At 74.3% G+C, this 23,844-nt stretch carries 20 protein-coding genes; 12 read left to right on the forward strand and 8 right to left on the reverse strand.

What is annotated here, in order from left to right:
- Positions 1-78: 78 nt before the first annotated feature.
- On the forward strand, positions 79-621 hold the full coding sequence (locus tag GTR02_RS06915) for a hypothetical protein (protein WP_166606749.1): 543 nt from the start codon (positions 79-81) through the stop codon (positions 619-621).
- A gap of 587 nt (positions 622-1,208) precedes the next feature.
- Here GTR02_RS06915 and GTR02_RS06920 read toward each other — a convergent pair.
- Positions 1,209-1,778, reverse strand: a complete 570-nt coding sequence (locus GTR02_RS06920; protein ID WP_166606750.1) for a histidine phosphatase family protein — start codon at positions 1,776-1,778, stop codon at positions 1,209-1,211.
- Between the two features lie 580 nt (positions 1,779-2,358).
- Between GTR02_RS06920 and GTR02_RS06925 the strand changes: the two genes are divergently transcribed.
- Complete coding sequence (locus GTR02_RS06925) at positions 2,359-3,063, forward strand: hypothetical protein (protein WP_166606763.1); 705 nt, start codon at positions 2,359-2,361, stop codon at positions 3,061-3,063.
- Positions 3,064-3,489: 426 nt separating this feature from the next.
- Positions 3,490-3,999, forward strand: coding sequence for a putative immunity protein (locus GTR02_RS06930; protein WP_166606751.1), 510 nt, complete (start codon positions 3,490-3,492; stop codon positions 3,997-3,999).
- 650 nt (positions 4,000-4,649) lie between these two features.
- Here GTR02_RS06930 and GTR02_RS06935 read toward each other — a convergent pair.
- The 5 genes from GTR02_RS06935 to GTR02_RS06955 form a co-directional block, all read right to left on the reverse strand.
- Positions 4,650-5,498 carry an aldo/keto reductase gene (locus GTR02_RS06935; protein ID WP_166606752.1) on the reverse strand — a complete coding sequence of 283 codons (849 nt, stop codon included), beginning with the start codon at positions 5,496-5,498 and terminating at the stop codon, positions 4,650-4,652.
- A gap of 1 nt (position 5,499) precedes the next feature.
- Complete coding sequence (locus GTR02_RS06940; protein WP_205708783.1) at positions 5,500-6,321, reverse strand: ABC transporter permease subunit; 822 nt, start codon at positions 6,319-6,321, stop codon at positions 5,500-5,502.
- Between the two features lies 1 nt (position 6,322).
- Complete coding sequence (locus GTR02_RS06945) at positions 6,323-7,252, reverse strand: carbohydrate ABC transporter permease (protein ID WP_166606753.1); 930 nt, start codon at positions 7,250-7,252, stop codon at positions 6,323-6,325.
- A gap of 79 nt (positions 7,253-7,331) precedes the next feature.
- Positions 7,332-8,597 carry an ABC transporter substrate-binding protein gene (locus GTR02_RS06950; protein WP_205708784.1) on the reverse strand — a complete coding sequence of 422 codons (1,266 nt, stop codon included), beginning with the start codon at positions 8,595-8,597 and terminating at the stop codon, positions 7,332-7,334.
- A gap of 198 nt (positions 8,598-8,795) precedes the next feature.
- Positions 8,796-9,824 carry a substrate-binding domain-containing protein gene (locus tag GTR02_RS06955; protein ID WP_205708785.1) on the reverse strand — a complete coding sequence of 343 codons (1,029 nt, stop codon included), beginning with the start codon at positions 9,822-9,824 and terminating at the stop codon, positions 8,796-8,798.
- Between the two features lie 279 nt (positions 9,825-10,103).
- Between GTR02_RS06955 and GTR02_RS06960 the strand changes: the two genes are divergently transcribed.
- Both GTR02_RS06960 and GTR02_RS06965 read left to right on the forward strand, forming a co-directional pair.
- Positions 10,104-11,630, forward strand: a complete 1,527-nt coding sequence (locus GTR02_RS06960) for an L-fucose/L-arabinose isomerase family protein (protein ID WP_166606756.1) — start codon at positions 10,104-10,106, stop codon at positions 11,628-11,630.
- 133 nt (positions 11,631-11,763) lie between these two features.
- Positions 11,764-14,022: an EAL domain-containing protein gene (locus GTR02_RS06965; RefSeq protein WP_338073635.1), complete on the forward strand. Its 2,259-nt coding sequence runs from the start codon at positions 11,764-11,766 to the stop codon at positions 14,020-14,022.
- Positions 14,023-14,085: 63 nt separating this feature from the next.
- Here the strand turns inward: GTR02_RS06965 and GTR02_RS06970 are convergent, their stop codons facing one another.
- Together GTR02_RS06970 and GTR02_RS06975 are read right to left on the reverse strand one after the other, a co-directional pair.
- Complete coding sequence (locus GTR02_RS06970) at positions 14,086-15,096, reverse strand: agmatine deiminase family protein (protein ID WP_166606765.1); 1,011 nt, start codon at positions 15,094-15,096, stop codon at positions 14,086-14,088.
- A 28-nt stretch (positions 15,097-15,124) separates the two neighbouring features.
- On the reverse strand, positions 15,125-17,512 hold the full coding sequence (locus GTR02_RS06975; RefSeq protein ID WP_166606758.1) for an ATP-binding cassette domain-containing protein: 2,388 nt from the start codon (positions 17,510-17,512) through the stop codon (positions 15,125-15,127).
- 153 nt (positions 17,513-17,665) lie between these two features.
- Here GTR02_RS06975 and GTR02_RS06980 point away from each other — a divergent pair, with 153 nt between their 5' ends.
- From GTR02_RS06980 to GTR02_RS07015, 7 genes are all read left to right on the forward strand, one after another.
- Entirely contained in the window at positions 17,666-18,148 is a 483-nt protein-coding gene (locus tag GTR02_RS06980) for an SRPBCC family protein (protein ID WP_166606759.1), read from the forward strand.
- 62 nt (positions 18,149-18,210) lie between these two features.
- Positions 18,211-18,507 carry a hypothetical protein gene (locus GTR02_RS06985; protein ID WP_166606760.1) on the forward strand — a complete coding sequence of 99 codons (297 nt, stop codon included), beginning with the start codon at positions 18,211-18,213 and terminating at the stop codon, positions 18,505-18,507.
- Positions 18,508-18,606: 99 nt separating this feature from the next.
- Positions 18,607-19,002 (forward strand): rhodanese-like domain-containing protein, encoded by a 396-nt coding sequence (locus GTR02_RS06990; protein WP_166606761.1) that lies wholly within the window; start codon positions 18,607-18,609, stop codon positions 19,000-19,002.
- A 52-nt stretch (positions 19,003-19,054) separates the two neighbouring features.
- Entirely contained in the window at positions 19,055-19,225 is a 171-nt protein-coding gene (locus GTR02_RS22385) for an acyl-CoA thioesterase family protein (protein ID WP_205708786.1), read from the forward strand.
- 290 nt (positions 19,226-19,515) lie between these two features.
- A complete protein-coding gene (locus GTR02_RS07005) occupies positions 19,516-20,928 on the forward strand; it encodes an alcohol dehydrogenase catalytic domain-containing protein (RefSeq protein WP_338073637.1) in 1,413 nt (470 codons plus the stop codon).
- Positions 20,929-21,139: 211 nt separating this feature from the next.
- On the forward strand, positions 21,140-22,486 hold the full coding sequence (locus tag GTR02_RS07010) for an MFS transporter (RefSeq protein ID WP_205708790.1): 1,347 nt from the start codon (positions 21,140-21,142) through the stop codon (positions 22,484-22,486).
- A 107-nt stretch (positions 22,487-22,593) separates the two neighbouring features.
- A complete protein-coding gene (locus tag GTR02_RS07015) occupies positions 22,594-23,700 on the forward strand; it encodes an alcohol dehydrogenase catalytic domain-containing protein (RefSeq protein WP_166606762.1) in 1,107 nt (368 codons plus the stop codon).
- Positions 23,701-23,844 lie beyond the last annotated feature (144 nt).

A 23,844-nucleotide genomic window follows, 5' to 3' on the forward strand; every position in this document is an offset into this window, starting at 1 on the left:
GCTCTACACCGCCCCCACATCCCCCACGGCGCCCGCTGAGGCACCGACGGCAGTGCCCGCCCAGGCAGGAGCCAGCACATGAACCCCATCGGGACCGAATACCGTGCGCACCGACGCGCCGCTACCCACGCCCGACTCCAGGAACAACGCCAGCAGCCGCTGCCGGCGTGGCTGGCCACCCGCACCGCCCGCCGCGCCCTCGCCCTGCTCCCCGCGGCCACCTTCGCCTCCGGTGTCCTGGCCGCTACCGTCGGGGACTTCGACCTGGGGCTGGTCGCATGTGCCACCGCCCCGGTCAGCTACGCCTTGACCGTGCTGCGCCGCGCGACGCGGATGCTGGGCGATGCACAGGAGAACCTGCTCGACGAACGCGAGATCAGCGACCGCGACCACGCCTACCGACGCGGCTTCCGCCTCACCCTGTCGTTGCTGGGTGTCCTGGCAGTCCTGGCGGTCCTCGACAACCTCCTGGCGCAGGAAGCAGGCGTGCAGCTCCTCAAGACCTCGGGCTGGCCGGTGTTGGTCGTCGCCACCTCCCTCACCGCCACCATGCTGCCCGCCGCTGCCCTGGCCTGGAGTTGGCGCGAACCGGTCCTCGAGTCCCACGAGTTCGACCAGTGAGCGTCTCGCAGACGACACATCCCTACAGGCCGCGGAGCGAGGCGCTCGGTCCGCTCACGCCCCCGACAACTCCACGGTCATCCCGCTGGTCGCGCGAAGGCGTGATGCCTCTGGTCGCGCTAGCGCGGTCACCCGACACGCCCACCGCTGCACGCCCGAGGTAGTTGCGGGCGCCGTGTGGGACGACTCCTGAGGACGGCGCCGACGCCAGCGACTCCGGACGCTTCGGCCACGACGCAACATCGCCAACCCGTCACCGTTCAGGACGGTCCGCGAGGAACTCGGGGTCCCGCGGGCGTCGCGCCAGGTGGAGGCCAGGCAGATCACGGTTGTGCTCGAGAGGATGACGGCAGCAACCGTCCATGTCCACCCCATCCCGAACCGAGTGGTGATGAACGAGACCACGGCCATCCACAGGATCACCGTGACCACTCCCGGCGCGGGACCTGCGCGAGTACTACCCCGACTCGTCCAGTGACGACCACCGTCGTCGTCCGCTTCGAGGTGGACGAGGCCTGACCGCCGTCCAGCTACCGCACGGTCAGGTCCGACGTCCAGACGGGCTCACGGAACCGCCGGTTCCCGCATCACAGGTGGCCGGTGTCGTTGAACGCCACCAGCTTCGGCGCCTGACCGTTCTCCCACCTCACGGTGGTCAGCCCGCAGTTGGCCGAGTCCAGGTTCATCCAGCTCCACATCGGAGCCCGCAGCGCGTGGGAGACGAACCATCCGATGACGAAGTTGTGGGTGACCAGCAGTTCGCTGCGATCTTCCTCACCCACGGCCCCGAAGTGCGCCACGGCCCCGCGCAGGTCAGCTGCGTCCTCGTCGCGCTCCTGCTCGGGCACGTTGTCCAGCCACGGCAACCACCGTGCCGGGTAGTCGCCCTGCCGCGCAGGTGAAGGCGCCGGGGTGCGGTCGGCGACCATGTCGCACACGTGGCGCGGGACTCGTGGCAGGTGGTGGGCGAGGACCTCACTGGTCTGGGCAGCACGGGCCAGTGGGCTGTGGTGGATCTGGGCGAAGTCGACCGCGGCCAGCCGACGGCCGAGCCGATGGGCCTGCTCGACGCCGAGCGAGCACAGCCCCGTGTCGGCCTCGACACCAGCCGGGTCCTGCTCGCCGTGGCGGACGAGGTAGAGCAGCGTGCGCGCCATCATCGTCACGCTACCCAGGACAGGAGGCTCCTGGTGCCCGATCGCATCGGGAGATCAGCCTGTCGCGTGAGCGGATGGGCGCAGCACAGGCGGTGTGCCGGTAGCGGCGTAGGAGCTGTGCCCACGCCTGAGGTTGGTCGAGGTGGACGTCGTGACCGCCGTCAGCCACGACGACGTGGCCGGGTCCGGTGGGGTCGGCTCCCCAGCTGCCGCCACTCCGTCCAGCGGGCGACCTCAGCCACTGCCGCGCTGGCTGCCTGCATCACGTCGGCGTCGACGCGGGGCCAGAACCCGCCGCCGCGCTCCTGGAGGGCTCGCGCCCAGCTCGGCGATCGGGCGTGCTGTCGTGGTCCCCCGAGGTGGTGCTTCCGCTCCCGTGAGCCTTCTCACGGGGCATCCTCGCACTGGCCTACGTCAGCGGGCGGGGCGAGCGGGGCCCGCCGGGGATCACTGGTACTGAGCTCCGCGTACGCCCACAGAGTGTCAGAATCGTTCCCATGTCCCGCGCGATGGACCGCTGGTCCCGGAGCTGCCGTCCGCTGTCGGCGGTCGGGCTCCACCACCGGTCGGAGCGCGCGTGGTGACCGTCTACAGCGTGCACCTGGCCGAGCTCCCACCCCGGGTGACGGCGCGGGCGCTGACGCGGCAACCGTCCGGCCGGACCGTGGCCGGACTGGCTCACTTCGAACCGCTGGCCCAGATGCGGCTCGGCGCGCCGACACTGTCCCCCGACCGCCTGCAGCTCACTCGTCTGGCCGTGTTCGCCCAGTGGAGCGACGAGTCAGCACTGGACAGGTTCCTCCGCGAGGACACTTTGGGGCGCCACCTCGCCGACGGCTGGCACGTGCGCTTGGAGTTCCTGCGACGCTGGTCCACCCTGGCGGCCTTGCCCGGGCTACCGGTGCGAGCCGGCGACTGGGACCCCGACGAGCCGGTCGTCGCCGTCACCGTGGCTCGGATGCGCATGCGGGAGGTGCCGCGCTTCCTGCACTGGGGCAAGCCCGTCGAGCGGCTCGTCCGTGACCACCCCGGGACGACCCTCGCCCTGGCCGGTCTCCGGCCTCCACGCACGATCGCCACCTTCTCCGTCTGGCGCTCCGTGCGGGAGATGGAGGAGATGGTGCACGGCGGGTCGGCGGTCCAGCAGCCGCAGCGGCACGCCGCGGCGATGGTCGAGCGCGATCGCCGCGACTTCCACCACGAGTTCGCGACCTTCCGGTTCCGGCCGATCTCGGAGCACGGCGCGTGGCAAGGGCGCACGGGCATCGTGCCCCGGGCGCGGTGAGCACCCGGGGTCGCTCCCGACGGCCAGCCGGTCGAGCTCGGCGCCCCGGTCGGTGCCCCAGGGGGAAGCCAGACGAACCCTGCGGCGCACGGTCATCGCTGTGGCGCCCTGCGGGTGACGTCGCGGTCCTGTCGCGGCGCGGGGCGCTCAGCCACGTCACTCGCCAGGGCGTCGCGGTCCTGTCGGGCGAGCCACTGCGGACTGCCCCGCTCGGTCGATGGGTGGGCAAGCAGCAGCAGGCAGCGTCGAGGAGGCGGGCGGGGCCGCCTGCTCCGCTCTGACCCACCTGGGCGACGCCGACGGGAGCCGACCGGCGGGTGAGGTGACGACGGACGACGGCGGCGAAGCTGCTGCGCACAGGAGGGACGCATGACCGGGGCGCAGCGGCGGACGCTGCCGCTCCCGCACGAGTGGCACGCTGGTCGCGTGATCCTCCCGAAGGTCCGCGACCCACGCCTGATCACGATCCGCCGTGGCGGAGGACTCAGCGACGACGACCACCGGCTCCTCGCGCTGTGGGCCGCTGAGTGCGCCGACCACGTCCTGCACCTCTTCGACGACGAGCAGCCCTCAGACACCCGGCCACGCGAGGCCATCGCGGCAGTACGCGCCTGGGTCGACGGCAGCCTCGGGATGATGGACACCCGCGCCCGCGGCGGACACGCGATGGGGGCGGCTCGCCCGTTGCGGGGAGCGGCTCGCTACGCCGCCTACGCAGCCGGTCAGGCCGCGTGCGTCCCTCACGTACCCGAGCACGAACTCGGCGCGGCGGCCTACGCGATCAGAGCGGTGCGGGCAGCGGATCCGTTGAGTCCCGCCGCAGGACGGTGGGAACGGGACTGGCAGCGCGAGCGGCTCCCTGGCCGGGTCAGGGCGCTGGTGTTGGAAGACCAGGTCAAGCGCAACACGATCTGCTGGTCCGTCTTCGACGACTGACGAGAGTTCGGGTCGTCCCGCGTCGTGTACGCCGGACCACGCAGCAGCACGAGTGTCACCACCACGCCACGACGACCGTCGGACGGCACGAACTCCGCCGACGAAACTCCGACCTCGTCCGTCGCGTCCACGCAGGAGCAGGCGTCACGATCACGGTCGCCGGCCGCGCCGGCGCGCCTGTGCCGGTGAACGTACGTTCCCGACGCTCCTGGTCCGATGTCGAAGGGCTGTTCTCCGGCCCAGCTACCCGTCCTGGGACCAGGACGGTGGGTAGCCGCAGTCGAGCGCCACGTCGAGCACCTCGACGATGACTGAGGATGGACAGCCGGAGTGTGGTGGGTCGACGCCACCTGCGACTCGAGGTTCTCGCAGGTGTCCGGCCGTCAGTCGGGGTTCACGTCGAGTCGGGTGCCGGCGCCGACCGGCTCGAGAAGCACACGCGCGTCTTGGACGACCGGACAGTCGTGGCCTCTCCTGCGTCCCCTGGACGCGCGACCTGCCCGGGCCGCGCGCGGCACCGTCGAGGTCCAGCTCACCGGGTACGTGACACTGGAGCCCTGCGTCCTGCAGTCCACGCCCACGGTGGGGTGTTCCCGTCGCAGGAGGGCTCGGACCTCCTCGGGCCGGTGTGCCGGCCGGACGCCGGTCGCTCAGGCGGGTGGCTCGTCGCGGACCCAGGTCCCGGCGGTTCCGCCGGGGCCGAGCAGCGCGAGGTCGCCCGCCTCCAGGGCGAGCCCCGCGGCGGCCAGCGAGTCGTGCAGGGTGCTCGTGCGCGTGCAGCCCACGAGGGGCACGACGTCCGGGGCGACGGCGGCCAGCCACGCGAGGGTGACCTGCTGCACCGAGACCCCGTGGCGCTGCGCGACGACGACGCGCGGGTCGTCCGGTGCGGGGGGCGGCGAGCCCGGGGCACCGAAGGGCGTGTGCGCGAGGTAGGTCGTGCCCGTCGCCGCGCAGGCGCGGGCCGTCGCGAGGTCCCCCGCGCGCGCGTGGCTCAGGTGGTTCTGCACGGTCGCGACGTCCGTGGTCCGCCGCGCCTCCTGCAGCTGCGCGAGGGTCACGTTGCACAGGCCGACGGCCGCGACCTTGCCCTGCGCGCGCAGCTCGGCCAGCGCGCCGACGCTCTCGGCGAGCGGCACGGCGGGGTCGACGCGGTGCAGCTGGTAGAGGTCGAGGCGCTCCACGCCGAGGAAGCGCAGGCTCGCCTCGCAGTCGCGCCGCAGGACCTCCGGCCGAGCGTCGACGGGGAACTCCGCCCCCCGGCGGTGGTGCCCGCCCTTGGTGGCCACCACCAGCCCCGGCACGGGGCCCGCCGCGGCCAGCGCGCGGCCCACGAGGGTCTCCGCCCACGACGGCTCGTCGGCCGTCGTGTAGGCGGGGGCGGTGTCGATGAGGCGCACCCCCGCCTCGAGCCCCGCGGCCACGGTGGCCAGGCACCCGGACGCCGTGGCCGCGGGACGGAACGCGAACCCGGCCGTGCCCAGCCCGAGGCCGCGCACCTCAGCCCTTCAGGCCGCTCGCGAAGCCCTGGATGATGCTGCGCTGCATGAGGAAGTAGACCAGGAGGATCGGCACGATGCTGATGACGAGCCCCGCGAACACCATGTTCCACTGCTGCAGGTACTGCCCGACGAAGCTGTAGAGGGCCACGGGCAGCGTCTGCTGCTGCGTCCCCGACAGGTAGAGCAGGGGCGTGAGGAAGTCGTTCCAGATGGCGATGGCGTTGAGGATGACGACCGTTCCCGTGATGGGCCGCAGCAGGGGGAACACGACCGAGGCGAACATCCGCAGCGGTCCGGCCCCGTCGATCGCGGCGGCCTCCTCGTACTCGGGCGGCAGGACGCGCAGGAAGCCGACGTAGAGGAACACCGAGAACGGCATCTGCAGGCCGACGTAGACGACGACGAGCGACCACACCGTGCCGAGCAGCCCGACGTCGCGGATGGTCTGGTAGAGCGGGATGAGCGCCAGCTGGAACGGCAGCAGCAGGCCGAGCAGGAAGAAGAGGAAGGCCCACCGCGACCAGGCCCGGCCCACGCGGGCCAGCGGGTAGGCGGCCAGCGCGGACAGCACGACGATGAGCGCGACGCTCACGATCGTCACCACGGCGCTGTTGACGAACGCCCCGCCCAGCCCCGCCTGCTGCCAGGCGTCGGCGTAGTTGCGCAAGGTGATCGCCGACGTGGGCAGGAGGTCGGAGCTCTGGTCGTCGGGCCGCTTGAGCGACACGTTGACCAGCACGTAGACGGGGAACACGAACGCCAGGCCGACGACGACCATGACGAGCTCGAGGACGGCGGTCCTCCACGTGTAGCGCTTCACGTCACTTCCCCTGCCGGCCGAGGAGGCGGTACTGCACGCCGGAGATGACCGCGACGAAGAGCGTCAGGACCAGCGCCATGGCGATGCCGTAGCCGAAGTCGTTGAACTGGAAGGCGTTCTTGTAGATCAGCGTCGACATGGTGTCCGTCGCTCCGCCCGGCCCACCGCCCGTCATGACCCAGACCTGGTCGAACAGCTTGAGCCCGCCGATGATGGACAGCATCAGGTTGATCGTGAACGCGGGCGCCAGCAGCGGCCGCACGATCGACCAGAACCGGCGGAAGGGGCCGGCCCCGTCCACGTAGCTGGCCTCGACGAGCTCCTCGGGGATGCCCTGCAGACCGGCCAGGAAGATGACCATCGAGTAGCCGGCGAACTGCCACACGATGACGCCGATGACCGAGTACAGCGCGATGTCGGCGTTGCCGAGCCAGTCCTGGCGCAGCGCCCCGAGGCCCACCAGGTCCAGGAGCTGGTTGAGCCCCCCGTCGGTGGTCATGAGGTTCTGCCACAGGTAGCCGGTGGCCACGGAGGTGATGACCGCGGGGGCGAACAGCAGCACCCGCAGCAGGTTGCGGGTCTTGATGCGGCTGTGCACCCCGAGCGCCAGCAGCAGACCCACGAGGTTCTGCACGACGGTGATGCCGACGCCGATGACGAGCGTGTTGACGATCGCGCCGGTCGCGGCGCTGTCGTCGAGGATGCGGCGGAACTGGTCGAGGCCGACGAAGTTCTTGACCTGGGCCAGGCCGTCCCAGTCGGTGAAGGCGAACGCCGTCCCCTGGACGCTGGGGACGATGACCACGAAGAGGTAGAACGCGAGGGCCGGCGCCAGGAACCACCAGGGGGCGGTCCGCCGCGTCCTGCGCCGCGGCACCGGCGGGGCGGGCGGCTCGGTCGTCGTGACCTCCGCGAGAGCGGGACTGCTCATGGGGGCTCCTGGAGACGCAGGGAGAGGGTGGGCCGGGGAGCCCCGGTGACCCCGCACCGCGGGGTCACCGGGGTGGTGCTCAGCCCTGCTCGTACGCCTTGTCCATCTCGGCCAGTGCCTCGGGCACCGTGGCCGAGCCGGAGAAGATCTGCTGCACGACCGTGAAGTGGGTCTGCTGCACGCGCGCGTTCGGCCAGCTCTGGTCCATGAACGGCGTCGTGCGCCCGCTCTCCTGAGCCGCGAGGATGGCGTCGAAGGCGGGGTCGGCCTTCACGTCGGCCAGCGGGATCGACGACAGCTGGTTGCCGCTCTCCGCGTTGATCTTCAGCGCCTCGGGCGACATCGTGAAGGCGACGAACTTCTTGGCCAGCTCCATGTTCTTCGCCTTGGCGTTCACGGCGAACCCCGCGCCGGCCGCGAGGGGCATCACGGTCTCGGCCGGGTCGTCGGTGGCGGGCAGCGCGGCGGTCGTGAACTGGGTGCCCGGGGCCGCCTGGGACTGCAGCTGCGGCAGTGCGGAGTTGACCTGCACGACGCCGAGGGCCTCACCCTTGGCGACCATCGTCAGCGAGGACTCGTAGCTGGTGCCGAGCGGGTTGGGGTTGAAGCACCCCCGGGAGTTCATCTCCAGGTACTTGTCCATCGTCGTCTTCCAGCCCGAGTCGGCGAAGGTCACCTTCCCCGCGGCCATCTGCGCGGGGAAGTCCGGCTCCTTCCCGTAGACCAGGGTGGCCGCGAGGGCGTAGTCGATGAGCTGGGTGATCCAGTTCGTCTGGTTGCCCAGGGCGAAGGCGACCTTGCCCTTGGCCTTCGCCGCGTCGCACATCGACAGCAGCTGCGACCACGTGGTCGGCGGCGTGACGCCGACCTCGGTCATGGCCGCCTGGTTGTAGATCGGGGTGATCGCCGCGACGGTGGACGACGCCAGGTACGTCTTGCCCTCCGCCCCGAGCAGGGGCTTGATGCCCTCGGGCACCGTGGCCACCCACGGCTCGGCGCTCAGGTCGGCGAGGTAGCCGGCGCCCGCGACGACGCGGACGGCGGTGGGGCTGCCGTCACCCGGCCAGACGATGAACACGTCCGGTGCCGTCCCGGAGGACAGCTGGGTGCGGATGTTGGTCTGGACGGCGTCGACCGGCGCGGAGTCCAGCTGGACCTTCACGCCCGGGTTCGCCTTCTCGAAGGCGGCGACGACGGCGTCGGTGCCCGGGGAGTCGGAGATGCTGGTGACCCGCAGGGTCTGGTCGTCCCCGGCGCCCTGCGCGGCCGACTGGGGACCGGAGCTGCAGGACGTCGCGACGAGGGCGAGGGCCGCGAGGGTGGCGACGGTGAGCGGTGTGCGCATGGTGTCCTCCATTGGACGGCTGCGGTGCTGCAGGACGACGGCTGCCCGTCGGAGTTCCGCCGCGGGCCCGGCCGGTGGTGAGCCGTGGACGGCCGGTCCCCGGGTGCTCGGCCTCACCGTAGCCCCGCGATTAAATCCTTTCAAGAGGCTTCGGCCCTCGGGGTGCGCCGGTCGTGGCGAGCGGCACCGGGGCACCGCTCAGGAGGTCGAGGCCGCCACGGCGGGAGCCGCGGCGGAGGCGCGCACGACGAGCTGCGGCATGAAGATGCGCGCCTCGTGCTCGTGCTCCTCGCGCGCCTCGACCTCGTCCACCAGCAGGTCGACCCCGGCGCGGCCGAGCTCCTCGACGGGCTGGCGCACCGTCGTCAGAGGCACCGTGGCGATGCTGGCGACGTCGAGGTCGCCGAACCCGACGACGTGCAGGTCCCCGGGCACGGCCACGCCCTCCTCGAGCAGCCCCCGGCACAACCCCACGGCGAGCAGGTCGTTGGTGCAGAACACCGCGTCGGGCCGGTCGGTGCCGCGGGCCAGGGCCCGCCCGGCCTCCACGCCCGCCTCGACGGTCATGGCCTGCACCACCACCTGCCGCAACCGGGTGCCCCGGCGCGTGCGGGCCGCCTGCCGCGCACCCTGGTAGCGGTCCACGCACTGGCGGATCGCGCGGCCGCCGTTGACGACCAGGACGTCGCGGGCCCCGCCGTCGAACAGGTGCTGCGCGGCGGTGCGCCCGCCCGAGACGTCGTCCACGGCCACCGAGCACCCGTCGTCGGTGGACATCGTCCGGTCGGCCAGCACGAGCGGGATGCCGCGCTGCCGCAACCGCGACAGCCGGCCCGTGTCCGCTGTGAGGGGCACGACCACCACCCCGGCGGCGCGCTGCTCGGCGAGCATCGAGAAGTAGGCCTGCTCGCGGTCGGGGTCGTCACCGCTGTGGCAGAGCACGAGCGAGTAGCCGTGCTCGAACGCGGCGTCCGCGGCCCCGCGCGCGATGCGCGAGTAGAAGGTGTTCGTGAGGTCGGGCAGGACGATGCCGATCGTCGAGGCGCGCCCGTTGCGCAGGCCCACGGCCCCCGGGTGGGCGACGTAGTCGAGGGCCGCGACGACGGAGCGGACGCGCTCGGCCGTCTGGGCGCTGACGCGCTCGGGACGGTTCAGGACGTTGGACACCGTGGCGGGCGACACGCCGGCGGCCGCGGCCACGTCCTGGATGCGGGCGGGACGGGACACGACGCAGCTCACCACTCCCACTCCGGCCGCGGGCACCCCGGTACCGGGAGGAGCGGCACCCTCCCGGGCGCTCGAACTGTAGCCCAGCTCCCCCACGGCGGTCCGGACCCGCGGCCGGCCCTTGTTAAATCGTTCCAATCTCCCTAGCATCGCCGGACGACGAGTCCAGGCGGACCGGCACCCACCTCAGCACGCAGCGCCGCGAGCCCGCGCACGACCCGCACCGACGACGCCGTCGTGCGGTGCGCCCCGGCGAGGACGCCAGAGAGGACCCACTCCATGAGCACACCCGTCGACAGCACCCCCGTCGAGCGCACCCCGGCCGACCGCTCCCCCGGCGACGAGGTCCCCGGGCCCGCCGCGGCCGACGACCGGCGCGCCGCGCTGCACGCGCTCCTGCCGCCCGCCGTGCGCCGGCCCGTGCGGATCGGGTTCGTCGCCGGTGGCCTCGGGGCGTACTGGCCGCAGTTCCCCACCCTGCTCCCGCAGCTCACGGCCTCGGCGCGCTACGTCGCGCAGCGGCTGGGGACCCTCGGCGCCGAGGTCACCGACGTGGGCCTCGTCTCCGACGTGCGCGAGGCCGACACCGCGGCGGAGCGGTTGCGGCAGGCCGACTGCGACCTCATCGTCGTGTTCCTCGCGACCTACCTGACGTCGTCCATGGTGCTGCCCATCGCGCAGCGCTCCGGGGCGCCCGTGCTCGTCGTGGACCTGCAGCCGAGCGAGCGCATGGACCACGAGACGTTCGACACCGGAGCCTGGCTGGCCTACTGCGGGCAGTGCCCCGTGCCCGAGGTCGGCAACGTGTTCCGCCGCGCGGGGATCCCGTTCCGCTCGGTCTCGGGCTGGCTGCGCGACGAGAACGCGTGGCGCCGCATCGGGCAGTGGGTGCGGGCCGGGCAGGTGCGCGCCGCGCTGCGGCACGCGCGGCACGGGCTCATGGGCCACCTCTACCCCGGCATGCTCGACGTGTCCACGGACATGACGCTGCTGTCGGCGCAGTTCGGCTCCCACGTCGAGGTGCTCGAGTTCGACGACCTGCGGGTGCGCGTCGCGGACGTCGGCGAGGCCCAGGTCGCGGAGCGGATGGACCTCGCGCGCTCGGTCTTCAGCCTCGACGACTCGGTCGTGGACGAGGACTTCGCTTGGGGCGCCAAGGTCTCCGTGGGCCTGGACCGCCTGGTGGAGGACTTCGGGCTGGACACCCTCGCCTACTACCACCGCGGACTGGACGGCGAGCAGCACGAGCGGCTCGGCGCGGGGATGATCCTCGGCGCGTCGCTGCTGACCGCGCGGGGGCGCCCCGTGACGGGGGAGTACGAGCTGCGCACCACGGTGGCGCAGCTGGCCTCCGAGGCGATCGGGGCGGGCGGTTCCTTCACCGAGATCCAGGCCCTGAACTTCACCGACGGGGTGGTCGAGATGGGGCACGACGGTCCCGCCCACCTCGCGGTCAGCGCACGGGACCCGCTGCTGCGCGGTCTCGGGGTGTTCCACGGCAAGCGGGGCTGGGGCGTGAGCGTCGAGTTCGACGTCCAGCCGGGTCCCGTCACGACGTTCGGCGTCGGGCAGGACCGCGACGGGACGTTCGTCTTCGTCGCCTCGCAGGGCGAGGTCGTCCCGGGCCCGCTGCTCGGCATCGGCAACACGACGAGCCGGGTCGACTTCGGCCGCGACCCCGGCGAGTGGGTGGACGCGTGGAGCGCCAGCGGCGTGGGGCACCACTGGGCGCTGTCCGTGGGCCACCGCAGCGCCGACTACCGCGCGGCCGCAGGCCTGCTGGGGGTGCCGTTCCGCGAGGTTTGAGGACCGGCGCCGGCGGGCCCGGCCACCCACGGACTACAGCCCGGCGCGGGAGCTGCCGATGACAGGGGCGTCTCGAGTCGCGGCGCCCGAACCCGGTGGTGCCGTCCTCGGTGCTGAACCAGAGGAGTGGTCCGTGAGCACGCCCGTCGAACAGGTGCTGGCCGATGCCGCCGTCGTCAGCGTCTTCCAGCCCATCGTCGACCTCGACACGGGCGCCGTCGTCGCCTACGAGGCGCTGGCGCGCGGCCCGCAGGGGCCCCTCGCCACGCCCGACCGGCTGTTCGCCGCCGCGCGGGCCGAGGGCCTGCTGGCCGAGCTGGACCAGGCGTGCCGCGCCGCGGCCTTCCGCGGGGCCGTCGAGCACGGCCTGCTGGAGCCGCTGACCGTGTTCGTCAACGTCGAGCCCGAGGTCCTGGACACCGCGCCGCTCGACGACCTGCTGGCGCTCGTCGACGGTGCCCCGCGCGAGCTGCGCATCGTGCTGGAGATCACCGAGCGCGCGCTCGCCACCCGGCCGGCCGAACTGCTGCGCACCGTCGAGCGCGTCCGGGCCCTCGGCTGGGGCGTCGCGCTGGACGACGTGGGCGCCGACGCGGCGTCGCTGGCCTTCATGCCGCTGCTGCGTCCCGACGTGGTCAAGCTGGACCTGCGCCTCGTCCAGGACCGCCCCTCCCCCGTCATCGCCGAGATCATGAACGCGGTCAACGACTACGCCGAGCGCACCGGGGCCCTGGTGCTGGCCGAGGGCATCGAGACCCCGCAGCACCTGACCATCGCGCGCGCCCTCGGCGCGAGCCTCGGGCAGGGCTGGCTGTTCGGCCGCCCCGCGGCCGGGCCCGCGACCCAGTACCCGGTCGGCCGGCTGCGCCTGCCCGCGCCACCGCTCGCGCGCGAGGCCGCGCCGTCACCGTTCGCGTGCCTGCCCGCGGGCGTCGAGCTGCGCCGCTCCCCCAAGCGCCTCCTCGTCGAGCTCAGCAAGCAGCTCGAGCGCCAGGCCATGCGCCTGGGCGAGACGTGCGTCGTCGCCTCGACGTTCCAGGAGGCCCGCCACTTCACACCCGCGACCGCGCGGCGCTACCGGGACCTGGTCGCGCGCACGGGGTTCGTGTGCGCCCTGGGCGAGGACCTGCCCGTGGAACCGGTCGCCGGGGTGCGCGGCGCCGCCCTGTCCCCCGACGACCCGATCCGCGGCGAGTGGGACGTCGTCGTCGTCAGCCCGCACTTCAGCGCGGCGCTGCTGGCCCGCGACCTCGGCGACGACGGCCCCGACATGGACCGCACCTACGAGTACGCCCTGACCTACCGGCGCGACACGGTGGTCGCCGCGGCCAACAGCCTGCTCTCGCGCGTCGCCCCCGCCCTCGACGGTCCAACCCGCCACGCGGCCGCGGCTCCCGCGCCGGTCGCGGCGCCCGCGCCCGCGGCGGTGCCCGCGGCCCCGCCGCTGACCGTGGCCGATCCCGTCCTGCACCGCGCGCTGGCCGCGTCGACCAGCGGCATCACCATCGCGGACATGACCCAGCCCGACCAGCCGCTGGTGTTCGTCAACCACGCGTTCGAGCAGCTGTCCGGCTACCGCTCCGAGGAGCTCCTGGGCCGCAACTGCCGGTTCCTGCAGGGTCCGGACACCGACGTCGCCGCGATCAACCGGCTGCGCGCCGCGATCGCCGGGGGCACGGAGTGCCGGGAGACCCTGCTCAACTACCGGGGCCCGGACCGCACACCCTGGTGGAACGAGATCCACATGGCTCCCGTCACCGACCCGGCCGGTCGGGTGGTGCAGTACATCGGCGTGCAGAACGACGTGACGGCCCGCGTGGAGGCGGAGCGGGCGCTGCTGCAGGAGCGCGACCGCGCCCAGAGCTACCTGGCGCGCATCGAGCAGCTCGCCTTCACCGACTCCCTCACGGGCCTGATGAACCGCCGCCGGTTCGAGGACAGGGTCGAGGTGGCGCTGTGGAACGCCTCCTCCGGCGACGAGGCGTTCGCCGTCCTGTTCATGGACCTCGACGGGTTCAAGGCCGTCAACGACGGCCTGGGGCACGCGGCCGGGGACGACCTGCTCGTGCAGGTGGCCCGCCGGCTGCAGTCGCGGTTGCGGCGCAGCGACCTCGCCGCCCGCCTCGGCGGTGACGAGTTCCTCGTGGCCCTCACCGGGCTGGACGCGGCCACGGCCGAGGCCGTCGCGGCCCGGGTGGCGGGCGAGCTCGCCGACGCCGTCGGCGCTCCCTACGACGTGCAGGGCCGCGAGGTCCGGATCAGCGCGAGCGTCGGGGTCAGCACGTTCCCCGCGGACGCCGGCAGCGCCAGCGGCCTCCCGCAGCTGCTGCAGCTCGCCGACAGCCGGATGTACGCCTCGAAGGACGCCCGCCGCGAGGCCCGGGCGACCTGAGCGCCGGGACCGGCCGGGTCCCGTCGCCTCCTGGGTCCCGCGACCTCCTGCGGCGCAGTCGGTTCAGCGGACGACGGGCTGCTGCTGGGTGATGCAGTGGATCCCGCCGCCGAAGGCGAACACGTCGCGCGCGTCGACCGGGACGACCCGGCGGCCGGGGTAGGCCTGCGCCACCACGGCCGCGGCGCGCGCGTCGTTCTCGTCGTCGAACGCGCACAGCACGACCACCGCGTTCGCGACGTAGTGGTTGACGTAGGAGTGGTCCACGAGCTCCCCGTCCACCTCGGCGACCCGCGGGGCAGGCAGTTCCACGACCTGAAGACGCCGCCCCCGCGCGTCGCGCGCCTGGGCGAGGACCTCGGTGACCTCCGCGGTGACGGCGTGGTCCGGGTGACCGGGGTCCGGCTGGGTGTGCACGAGCACGGTGCCGGGCCGGGGGAACGTCGCGACGAGGTCGACGTGGCCGCGCGTGCCGAACCCGCCGTCGTCGGCGGTGAGACCGCGCGGCAGCCAGATGGCCGTGGTGGTGCCGAGCTGCGCGTGCACCTCGGCCTCGACGTCGGCCCGCGACCAGCCGGGGTTGCGCCGGGGGTCGCGCTGGACGGTCTCGGTCAGCAGGACCGTGCCCTCGCCGTCGACGTGGAACCCGCCGCCCTCCTGCGTCAGCCGGGACGCCCTCGCGGGCGTGCCCGCGAGGGCCGCGACCCGGCCGGCGACGAGGGCGTCGCGCTCCCACGCGGCCCAGGGCTGGGCGCCCCAGCCGTTGAACCGCCAGTCCACCGCGCGCAGGCCGTCGTCGGCGTGGACGAAGGTGGGTCCGCTGTCGCGCAGCCAGGCGTCGTCGAGGGCGACCTCGACCGTGCGCACCCGCGGGTCGAGCAGTCCGCGGGCGGCGGCCGGGGTGGCCGGGTCGAGGAGCACGGTCACGGGTTCGTGCTCGACGACGGCGGCGGCGACCGCCGCCCACGCCGCGCGGGCGCGCTGCAGCCCGGGGCCGCCCTCCTCGCCGAAGGTGGCGTTGGGCGGCGGGAACGCCATCCACGTCCGCGCGTGGGGGTGGCCCTCGGCGGGCATCAGGGGCGGCACGCCAGCCCCTCCCGCCTCATCCGGCCACGTGGGCGGCCAGGTGCTCGCCCGTCAGGGTCGAGCGGGCCGCGACGAGGTCCGCGGGAGTGCCCTCGAACACGACGCGGCCGCCGTCGTGCCCCGCGCCCGGGCCGAGGTCCACGATCCAGTCGGCGTGCGCCATGACCCCCAGGTGGTGCTCCACGACGATGACCGAGGTGCCGCCGTCGACGAGGCGGTCGAGCAGGCCCAGGAGCTGCTGGACGTCGGCCAGGTGCAGGCCGGTCGTCGGCTCGTCGAGGACGTAGACGCCGGGACCGCCGCCCATGTGGGTCGCGAGCTTCAAGCGCTGCCGCTCGCCGCCGGACAGGGTCGTGAGCGGCTGGCCGATGGTGAGGTAGCCGAGGCCGACGTCGGCGAGGCGGTCGAGGACCGCCACGGCGGCGGGGGTGCCGGCCGCGGGGCCGGTGAAGAACTCCCGCGCCTCGGCCACGGACATCGCGAGCACCTCGCTGATGTCACGGCCGCCCAGGCGGTGCTCGAGCACCGACGCGCCGAAGCGCCGGCCCTCGCACTCCTCGCACGTCGTGGCGACCCCCGCCATGAGGGCCAGGTCGCTGTAGACGACGCCCGCGCCGTTGCAGGTGGGGCAGGCGCCCTCGGAGTTCGGGCTGAACAGCGCCGGCTTCACGCCGTTGGCCTTGGCAAACGCCTTGCGGACGGGCTCGAGCAGCCCCGTGTAGGTCGCGGGGTTGCTGCGCCGCGACCCGCGGACCGGGGTCTGGTCGATGGCGACGACGTCGTGGCCCGGGGGCAGCGACGCGTGCACGAGCGAGCTCTTGCCGGAACCCGCGACCCCCGTGACCACGCACAGCACGCCCAGCGGCAGGTCGACGTCGACGCCCCGAAGGTTGTGGGTCCGGGCGCCGCGCACCGCGATCCGGCCCGTGGGGGTCCGGACCGCGGGCTTCAGCGGCGTCCGGTCGTCGAGGTGGCGGCCCGTCGCGGTGCCGCTGGCCCGCAGGCCCGCGACGGTGCCCTCGAAGCACACGGTGCCGCCGGCCGAGCCCGCACCGGGACCGAGGTCGACGACGTGGTCGGCGATGGCGATCGTCTCGGGTTCGTGCTCGACCACCAGGACGGTGTTCCCCTTGTCCCGCAGCGCGACCAGGAGGTCGTTCATGCGCTGCACGTCGTGCGGGTGCAGGCCCGTGGTGGGTTCGTCGAACACGTAGGTGACGTCGGTGAGCGGCGAGCCGAGGTGGCGGATCAGCTTGATGCGCTGCCCCTCCCCGCCGGACAGGCTGCCGGAGGGACGTTCCAGCGAGAGGTAGCCGAGCCCGATGCCGACGAAGGCGTCGAGGGTCTTCGTCAGCGACGCCAGCAGCGGCGCGAGCGAGGGCTCGTCCAGACCCCGCACCCAGGCCGCGAGGTCGCTGACCTGCATCGAGCACGCGTCGGCGATGCTGAGGCCCGCGACCTTCGAGGACCGGGCGCCCTCGTTGAGCCGCGTGCCGTCGCACTCCGGGCACGTCGCGAACGTGACGGCGCGCTCGACGAACGCCCGCACGTGCGGCTGCAGGGCGTCGACGTCCTTGGACAGCACCGACTTCTGCAGCTTGGGGATCAGGCCCTCGTACGTGAGGTTGATGCCGTCGACCTTGATCTTGGTCGGGGGCCGGTGCAGCAGGTCGTCGAGCTCGCGCTTCGTGTACTTCCGGATCGGCTTGTCGACGTCGAAGTAGCCGCAGCCGGCGAAGATGCGGCCGTACCAGCCGTCCATCGTGTACCCGGGGATCGTCAGCGCCCCCTCGCTCAGCGACTTGGTGTCGTCGTAGAGCTGGCTGAGGTCGATGTCGGAGACCGCGCCGCGGCCTTCGCAGCGCGGGCACATGCCGCCCGTGACCTGGAACTCCCGGCGCTCCTTGACGGTCCGGCCGCCGCGCTGGACGGTGACGGCGCCGGCACCGCTGATCGAGGCGACGTTGAACGCGAACGCCTGCGGGGAGCCGAGGTGCGGACGGCCGAGCCGGCTGAACAGGATGCGCAGCAACGCGTTCGCGTCGGTGACGGTGCCGACCGTCGAGCGCGGGTCGGAGCCGAGGCGGCGCTGGTCGACGACGATGGCGGACGTCAGCCCCTCCAGCACGTCGACGTCGGGCCGCGCGAGCGTCGGCATGAAACCCTGGACGAACGCGCTGTACGTCTCGTTGACCATCCGCTGGGACTCCGCGGCGATCGTGGCGAACACGAGCGAGCTCTTGCCCGACCCGGACACCCCCGTGAACACCGTGAGCCGGCGCTTGGGGATCTCCACGCTGACGTCGCGCAGGTTGTTCTCGCGGGCGCCGTGCACGCGGATCACGTCGTGACCGTCCGCGGGGTGGCGCGGCGCCACCTCCGGCGTCGAGGTGGTGCGGGGCATCGTCGTCCTCTCCGTCCGTGCGGGTGGCTCGCGGCGAGGTTACGGCAGCGGCCCCGCCCCCGGGCCGCGTTCTCGCCGGGCGGTGCCCGCGAGCGCCGGGGCGGGGTGCGCCGTGCGGCGCTCCGGTGCTCGCGCGCTCGTAGGGTGGCGTCCGTGGCGCAGATCCGGGTGACGACGGACGTGGACGCTCCCCCGGCCGTGGTCTTCGACCTGGAGCTGGACGTCGACGTGCACACCGCCTCCCTCGCGGGCAGCGGCGAGACCGCGACGACCGGCACCGGGCGTCGGCACCTGGGCCCGGGCGACGAGGTCACGTTCCGGGGGCGGCACTTCCTGGTGCGGTGGAGCATGACCGCGCGCGTCACGGCGTGGGAGCGTCCGCACCGCTTCGTCGACGAGCAGGTGCGCGGGCCGTTCCGCGCGCTGCGCCACGAGCACCGCTTCGACGCGCTCGACGCGGGCCGCACGCGGATGACGGACCACCTCGTGGTCACGGCGCCCGGGGGCCCGCTGGGGGCGGTGGTGACCCGGTGGGTCCTGGCACCCCACCTGGCCCGGCTGCTGCGCCGCCGCGCCGCGCACGTCAAGGCCGTCGCCGAGGGTCGGGAGGCGGCGGGCGAGGACGGCGGGCGCTGACCCCGGCCCGCGGGGGCGGCGGGTCGTCGACAGCCCGGGCGGGCCGGTGGAACGATCACCGGGTGGACGAGCGCGCGCAGGAGGTCCCGACGTACGACGTCGACGGCGTCGGAGAGCGGTACACGCGCCACCGGCACGACGTGCTCGCCGGCCCGAACCCGAGCGGGTTCACCCTGACGGCGTTGCGGGAGTGCGCCCCGGACCCCACGCGCTTCCCCGCCGGGGACGACACCGAGCTCCGCCGGCGGCGACGGGTGCCGCTGTTCCTGCTGCTCGCCGCGAGCCGCGACGACGAGCCGCGCGCGGTGGGTGCCGCCCCCGCGGAGCGGGTCGGGGCGCCGCACCCGCCCGCGGGGTGAGCGGGGCGCCGCTGCCGGTGTGCGGTGGCCCGCCGCCCGGGTCGGGGTGGACGCCCGCGTCCGGGTGGACGCCCGGTGCGGGGTGGGCAGACTGGGTGCGTGGGCATCGAGGAGGTCCTGGCCGCGGCCCGCGCCGGGCTCGTGCGGCTGTCCCCCGCCGAGGTGCTGGCGGCGCAGACCGGTGGGGCGCTCGTCGTGGACACCCGCACGCCCGCGCACCGCGAGGAGCAGGGCGAGTTCCCGGGCGCGCTCGTGATCGACCGCACCGTGCTGGAGTGGCGGCTGGACCCGACGTCTCCGTGGCGCGTCCCCGAGGCCGTCGACGCCGACCGGCAGGTGATCGTCGTCTGCCGCCACGGGTTCAGCTCGAGCCTCGCGGCCGCGTCGCTGCGGGCCGTCGGCCTGCACCGCGCCACGGACCTGGCCGGGGGCGTCGAGGCCTGGATCGCCGCGGGGCTGCCCGTGCACCGGGGCCCGGTCGACCTCCGGACCTGACCGCGCGCGCCGCCGCGGACGCCGGGGGTGCGTCCGCGGCGGACTGCGCCGCGTGAGCACTCCCGCCGACCTCTGCCCGCCGCACGACGTGTCGGTCCCGATCCCGTTGCGCTGGTCGGACACGGACGCCTTCGGGCACGTCGACAACACCGCGTTCCTGCGGTCCTTCGAGGACGCGCGCTCACGGCGTTCCCCGCCGCGGGCGTGGGCGCCAGCGGGCTGATGTCCCCGCGGGCGCTGCTCGCGGCACGCCCGCGCCGTCGTGGGGCGCCTGTGCGCCGAGGAGGGCGCGTGGGACTGCTCGCGCCTCGTGCTGGGAACCGCCGCCCCGTGGCCGGAACCCGAGTGGCTGCCCGACCACCCCTCCACCCTGCTGCAGCGCCGCACGAAGGCGGCCGCCGTCCTGCACCTCGGCGGTAGGTCGACGTCTCCACCGGCCGGCGTGCCCTCGAGGAGCCCCTGCGCCGCGCCCGCAACCGCCTCACCCGCGAGTTCGGGGCCGACGGCTGGTCCGTGCGCCGGGTCACCGGGGCCGCCGACGTGCCCGCGGCCTACGACTGCCTCGCCGCGCTGCACAGCGAGCGCGCAGGGCTGCGCGACGGCCGGCCCGTGCACCTCGAAGAGCTCGACGCCGCGCACACCGTCGTGGTGCCCAACCGCCCGGACGTGGACACGGCGCACCACCCCGACGTGATCGCCGCCGTCCGGCGCGCGGCCGACCCCGGAGCCCGCCTCGTCGGGCTGTGCACCGGGGCGTTCACCCTCGCCGAGGCGGGCGTCCTCGACGGCCGCCCGGCCGCCGTGCACCGCCGCAACCCCGCCGCACCACCGGGCGGCACGGATGAGCAGACTGGCGGCTCCACGTCGTCCCCGGAGGTCCCGATGCACGCCGCCTACCTGCCCGGCCACCGCGAGGTGGACCTCCGCGAGGTTCCCGACCCCACGCCCGGCCCGGGGCAGGTGCTCGTCGCGATGCGCGCCTCGACGATCTGCGGGTCGGACCTGCGGGCGATCTACCGCGAGCACCTGGGCGAGGGGCCGGAGGCCTACCAGGGCGTGGTGGGCGGCCACGAACCCGCCGGACGGGTCAGCGCGGTCGGCGAGGGCGTGGGGCGGATCCGAGTGGGCGACCGCGTCGTCGTCTACCACATCAGCGGCTGCGGGCAGTGCGACGACTGCCGCCGGGGGTACCAGATCAGCTGCACCGCACCGACGCGCGCGGCGTACGGCTGGCAGCGCGACGGCGGGCACGCCGACCTGCTGCTCGCGGAGGAGCGGGACCTGCTCGTCCTGCCCGACGAGCTGACCTTCCTCGACGGCGCGTGCGTCGCGTGCGGCTTCGCCACGGCGTACGAGGCGCTGTGCCGCCTCGACGTGTCCGGCCGCGACCGTCTGCTCGTCGTGGGCCTGGGCCCCGTCGGCCTCGCCGCGGGGCTGCTGGGCAGAGCCATGGGCGCCTCCCTCGTGGTGGGCACCGACCCGAGCCCGCAGCGGCGCGAGCTCGCGCTGCGCCTGGGTGCGGTCGACTCCGCCGTCGCGGGCGGCGACGACGAGCTCACCGACCTCCTGGGCGACGGCGCCGAGACGTCGGTGGACTGCTCCGGCAACGGGTTCGGGCAGCTCACCGCGCTGCGCCACACCCGCCGCTGGGGCCGGGCGGCGCTCGTCGGCGAGGGCGGGCAGCTCAGCGTCGACGTGAGCGAGGTCCTCATCCACCGCCAGCTCACCGTCCACGGCTCGTGGGTCTCCTCCACGGTGCGGATGGGCGAGCTGCTGAGGAACCTCGCCCGCTGGGGCCTGCACCCGGAGAAGGTCGTCACCGACGTCTTCCCCCTGGAGCGGGCGGACGAGGCCTACGCGGTCGCGGACGCCGCCGCAGGCGGGAAGGTCGGCATCACCTGGCCCGACGAGGCCCCCGCGAGCTGACCACCGGGCCGGTCGGGGCCCCGGCTGCGACGATGGGGGCCTCCCCCGCCGCCGCACCCGTGAGGTCGACCTGTCCAGCACCGAGTCCTCCTGCTCCCCGACCACCCCGGCGCAGCGCGGTGCGGTCTCCCGCTCGAGCTCGACCGCACCGGCCCCGGACGCGCAGCTCCCGGACGGTCCGCGGGCCCGGGTCGTCGTCGCCGTCGCCTCGCTGGGGTTCTTCCTCATCACCCTCGACGTGTCCATCGTCAACGTCGCCCTGGCCAGCATCCGCGAGCAGCTCGACGGCGGCGTCCGCGGGCAGCAGTGGATCATCGACGGCTACACCCTGCTCTTCGCGGCGCTGCTGCTGTTCGCGGGCAACCTCGCCGACCGCATCGGCGCGCGCCGGGCCCTCGTCGTCGGCATCGTCGCCTTCACCCTCACCTCCGCGGCCTGCGCGCTCGCCCCCGGCGCGGGGGCGCTGGTCGCCGCGCGCTGCGCCCAGGGCGCGAGCGCCGCGATCGTCCTCCCGGCGTCGATGGCCCTCATCCGCGAGGTGTTCCCCGACGCCCGCCGCCGCGCCCGGGCGCTGGGCATCTGGGCGGTCGGCGGCGCCGTCTCGGCCGTGCTGGGACAGCCCCTCGGCGGGTTGCTGACCAGCGTCGACTGGCGGTGGATCTTCACGATCAACGTCCCCGTGGGGATCCTGATGCTCGGCCTGCTGCTGCTGGTGGCCCCCTCCCCCGTGCGTCCGGCCCGCTTCGACGTCGCCGGGCAGGTGCTCGCCGTCGTGGCGCTGTCCGCGCTGGTGTTCGGGCTCATCGAGGGTGGTCACTCCGGCTTCGCGGAACCCGAGGTGCTGGCCGCCCTCGCGGTCGCCGTCGCCGCGATCGCCGCGTTCGTGGGGGTCCAGGCGCAGGTCCGGGCCCCGATGCTGCCGCTGGAGCTGTTCGCCGCCCGCGGGATGCGGCTGGCCCTGCCGGTCGGGTTCACCTTCATGGTCGCCAACCTCGGCCACGTGTTCGTCATCAGCCTGTTCCTGCAGCAGCAGCTGGGCCTGAGCCCGCTGCGCGCGGGGCTCGTCTTCGTGCCGGCGGCGCTGCTGGCCGTCGTCGGCAACCTCGCCAGCGGACCGGTCACGAACCGCCTCGGGACGCGGGTGCCGGTCGTGGCCGGGCAGCTCTCGATGGCGGCCGGGCTCGTGGCGCTCGTCGCGGCGACCGCGGCCACGGACCCCGCCGACGGCTGGCCGTGGCTGGTCGCCCTCGCCCTCGTCCCCGTCGGCGCCGGGGGGTCCCTGGCGATGCCGCCGGTCACGGGCGTCGTCCTCGACGGCGTGGCGCCGGAACGGGCCGGGACCGCGAGCGCCGTGTTCAACACGTTCCGGCAGATCGGCGGGGCGGTGGCCATCGCGGTGTTCGGGGCGCTGATCGCGGAGCCGGCGGGCTTCCTCCCGGGCCTGCGCACCAGCCTCCTGGTGTGCGCCGCGCTGCTGCTGCTGACCGCCGTGAACAGCCTGCGCATCGGCGCCCCCGTGAGCACGGCGCTGCAGCGGACGGCCGTCGCGGCGCGCTGAGGTTCGGCCGGGGCGCTCGGGCCACGGGAGCCCGGCGTACGGTCGCCGGAGTTCCGCGCCCGACGCGGGCTTTGGACGGACCAGGCGCGACAGGCGAGGAGGCGGTCGTGCAGATCACCGGTGCGGTGCTCGAGGAGATCGGCCGTCCGCGGCCCTACGCCACGTCGCGCCCGCTGACGATCAGCCGGCTCGAGCTGGCCGAGCCGGGCCCGACCGAGGTGCTGCTGCGGGTCGAGGCCGCCGGCGTGTGCCACTCCGACCTCTCGGTCGTCAACGGCCACCGCACCCGGCCCGTGCCCATGCTGCTGGGGCACGAGGCCGCGGGCCGGGTCGTGCGCACGGGCGCGCAGGTCGCCGACCTGAGCCCGGGGCAGCGGGTCACCATGACGTTCCTGCCCCGCTGCGGAGCGTGCGCCGGCTGCCGGACCGGCGGCCGGCTGCCGTGCTCCGCGGGCACCGCGTCGAACACCGCGGGCACGCTGCTGCACGGCTCGCACGCCCTCACCCGCGACGGTTCGCCCGTGCACCACCACCTGGGGGTGTCCGCGTTCGCGACCCACGCCGTCGTCGACCGGGCCTCCCTCGTCCCCGTCGACGACGACGTGCCGCCCGAGGTGGCGGCCGTGCTCGGGTGCGCCGTGCTGACCGGCGGCGGCGCCCTGCTGAACGCCGTGCGCCCGGAGCCCGGGGCGTCCGTGGTCGTCGTCGGCCTCGGGGGCGTCGGGATGTCCGCCCTGCTCGCTGCCGTCGCCCTGGGCGCGGGCCCCGTCATCGCCGTCGACGCCCTGGAGTCCAAGCTCGAGCTCGCCCGGGAGCTGGGCGCCACCTCGGCGCACACGCCCGCGGAGGTCGCCGACCTCGGGATCCGCGGCGACCACGCCCTGGAGTGCGCCGGGCACCCCCGCGCCTTCGAGACCGCGTTCGCGGCCACCCGGCCGGGTGGGCGGACGGTGACCGTCGGCCTGCCGGACCCCGCGGCGCGCGCGGAGATCTCCCCGGCCGTCGTCACCGCCGAGGCCCGCACCGTCATCGGCAGCTACCTCGGCTCCGCCGTCCCGGCGCGCGACGTCCCCACCTTCGTCGAGTGGTGGCGCGCGGGCCGGCTGCCGATCGACCGGCTGATCACCCGCCGGATCGGCCTGGAGGACCTCAACGAGGCGATGGACGAGCTCGCCGACGGCCGCGCCGTCCGGCAGGTCGTCGTCCTCGACTGAGGGATCTCCCCGCACGGCAACCTCTTCGCGAGGAGCGTCACGGTGAGTCGACGCATCGTTGCCGTTGAGGGGAACCGGGACGTCCCGGTTCCCCTCAACGGCAACGATGCGTCGACTCACCGTGACGCTCCTCGCGAAGAGGTT

The sequence above is a fragment of the Kineococcus siccus genome (genome assembly GCF_009906795.1).
Lineage (GTDB): Bacteria > Actinomycetota > Actinomycetes > Actinomycetales > Kineococcaceae > Kineococcus > Kineococcus siccus.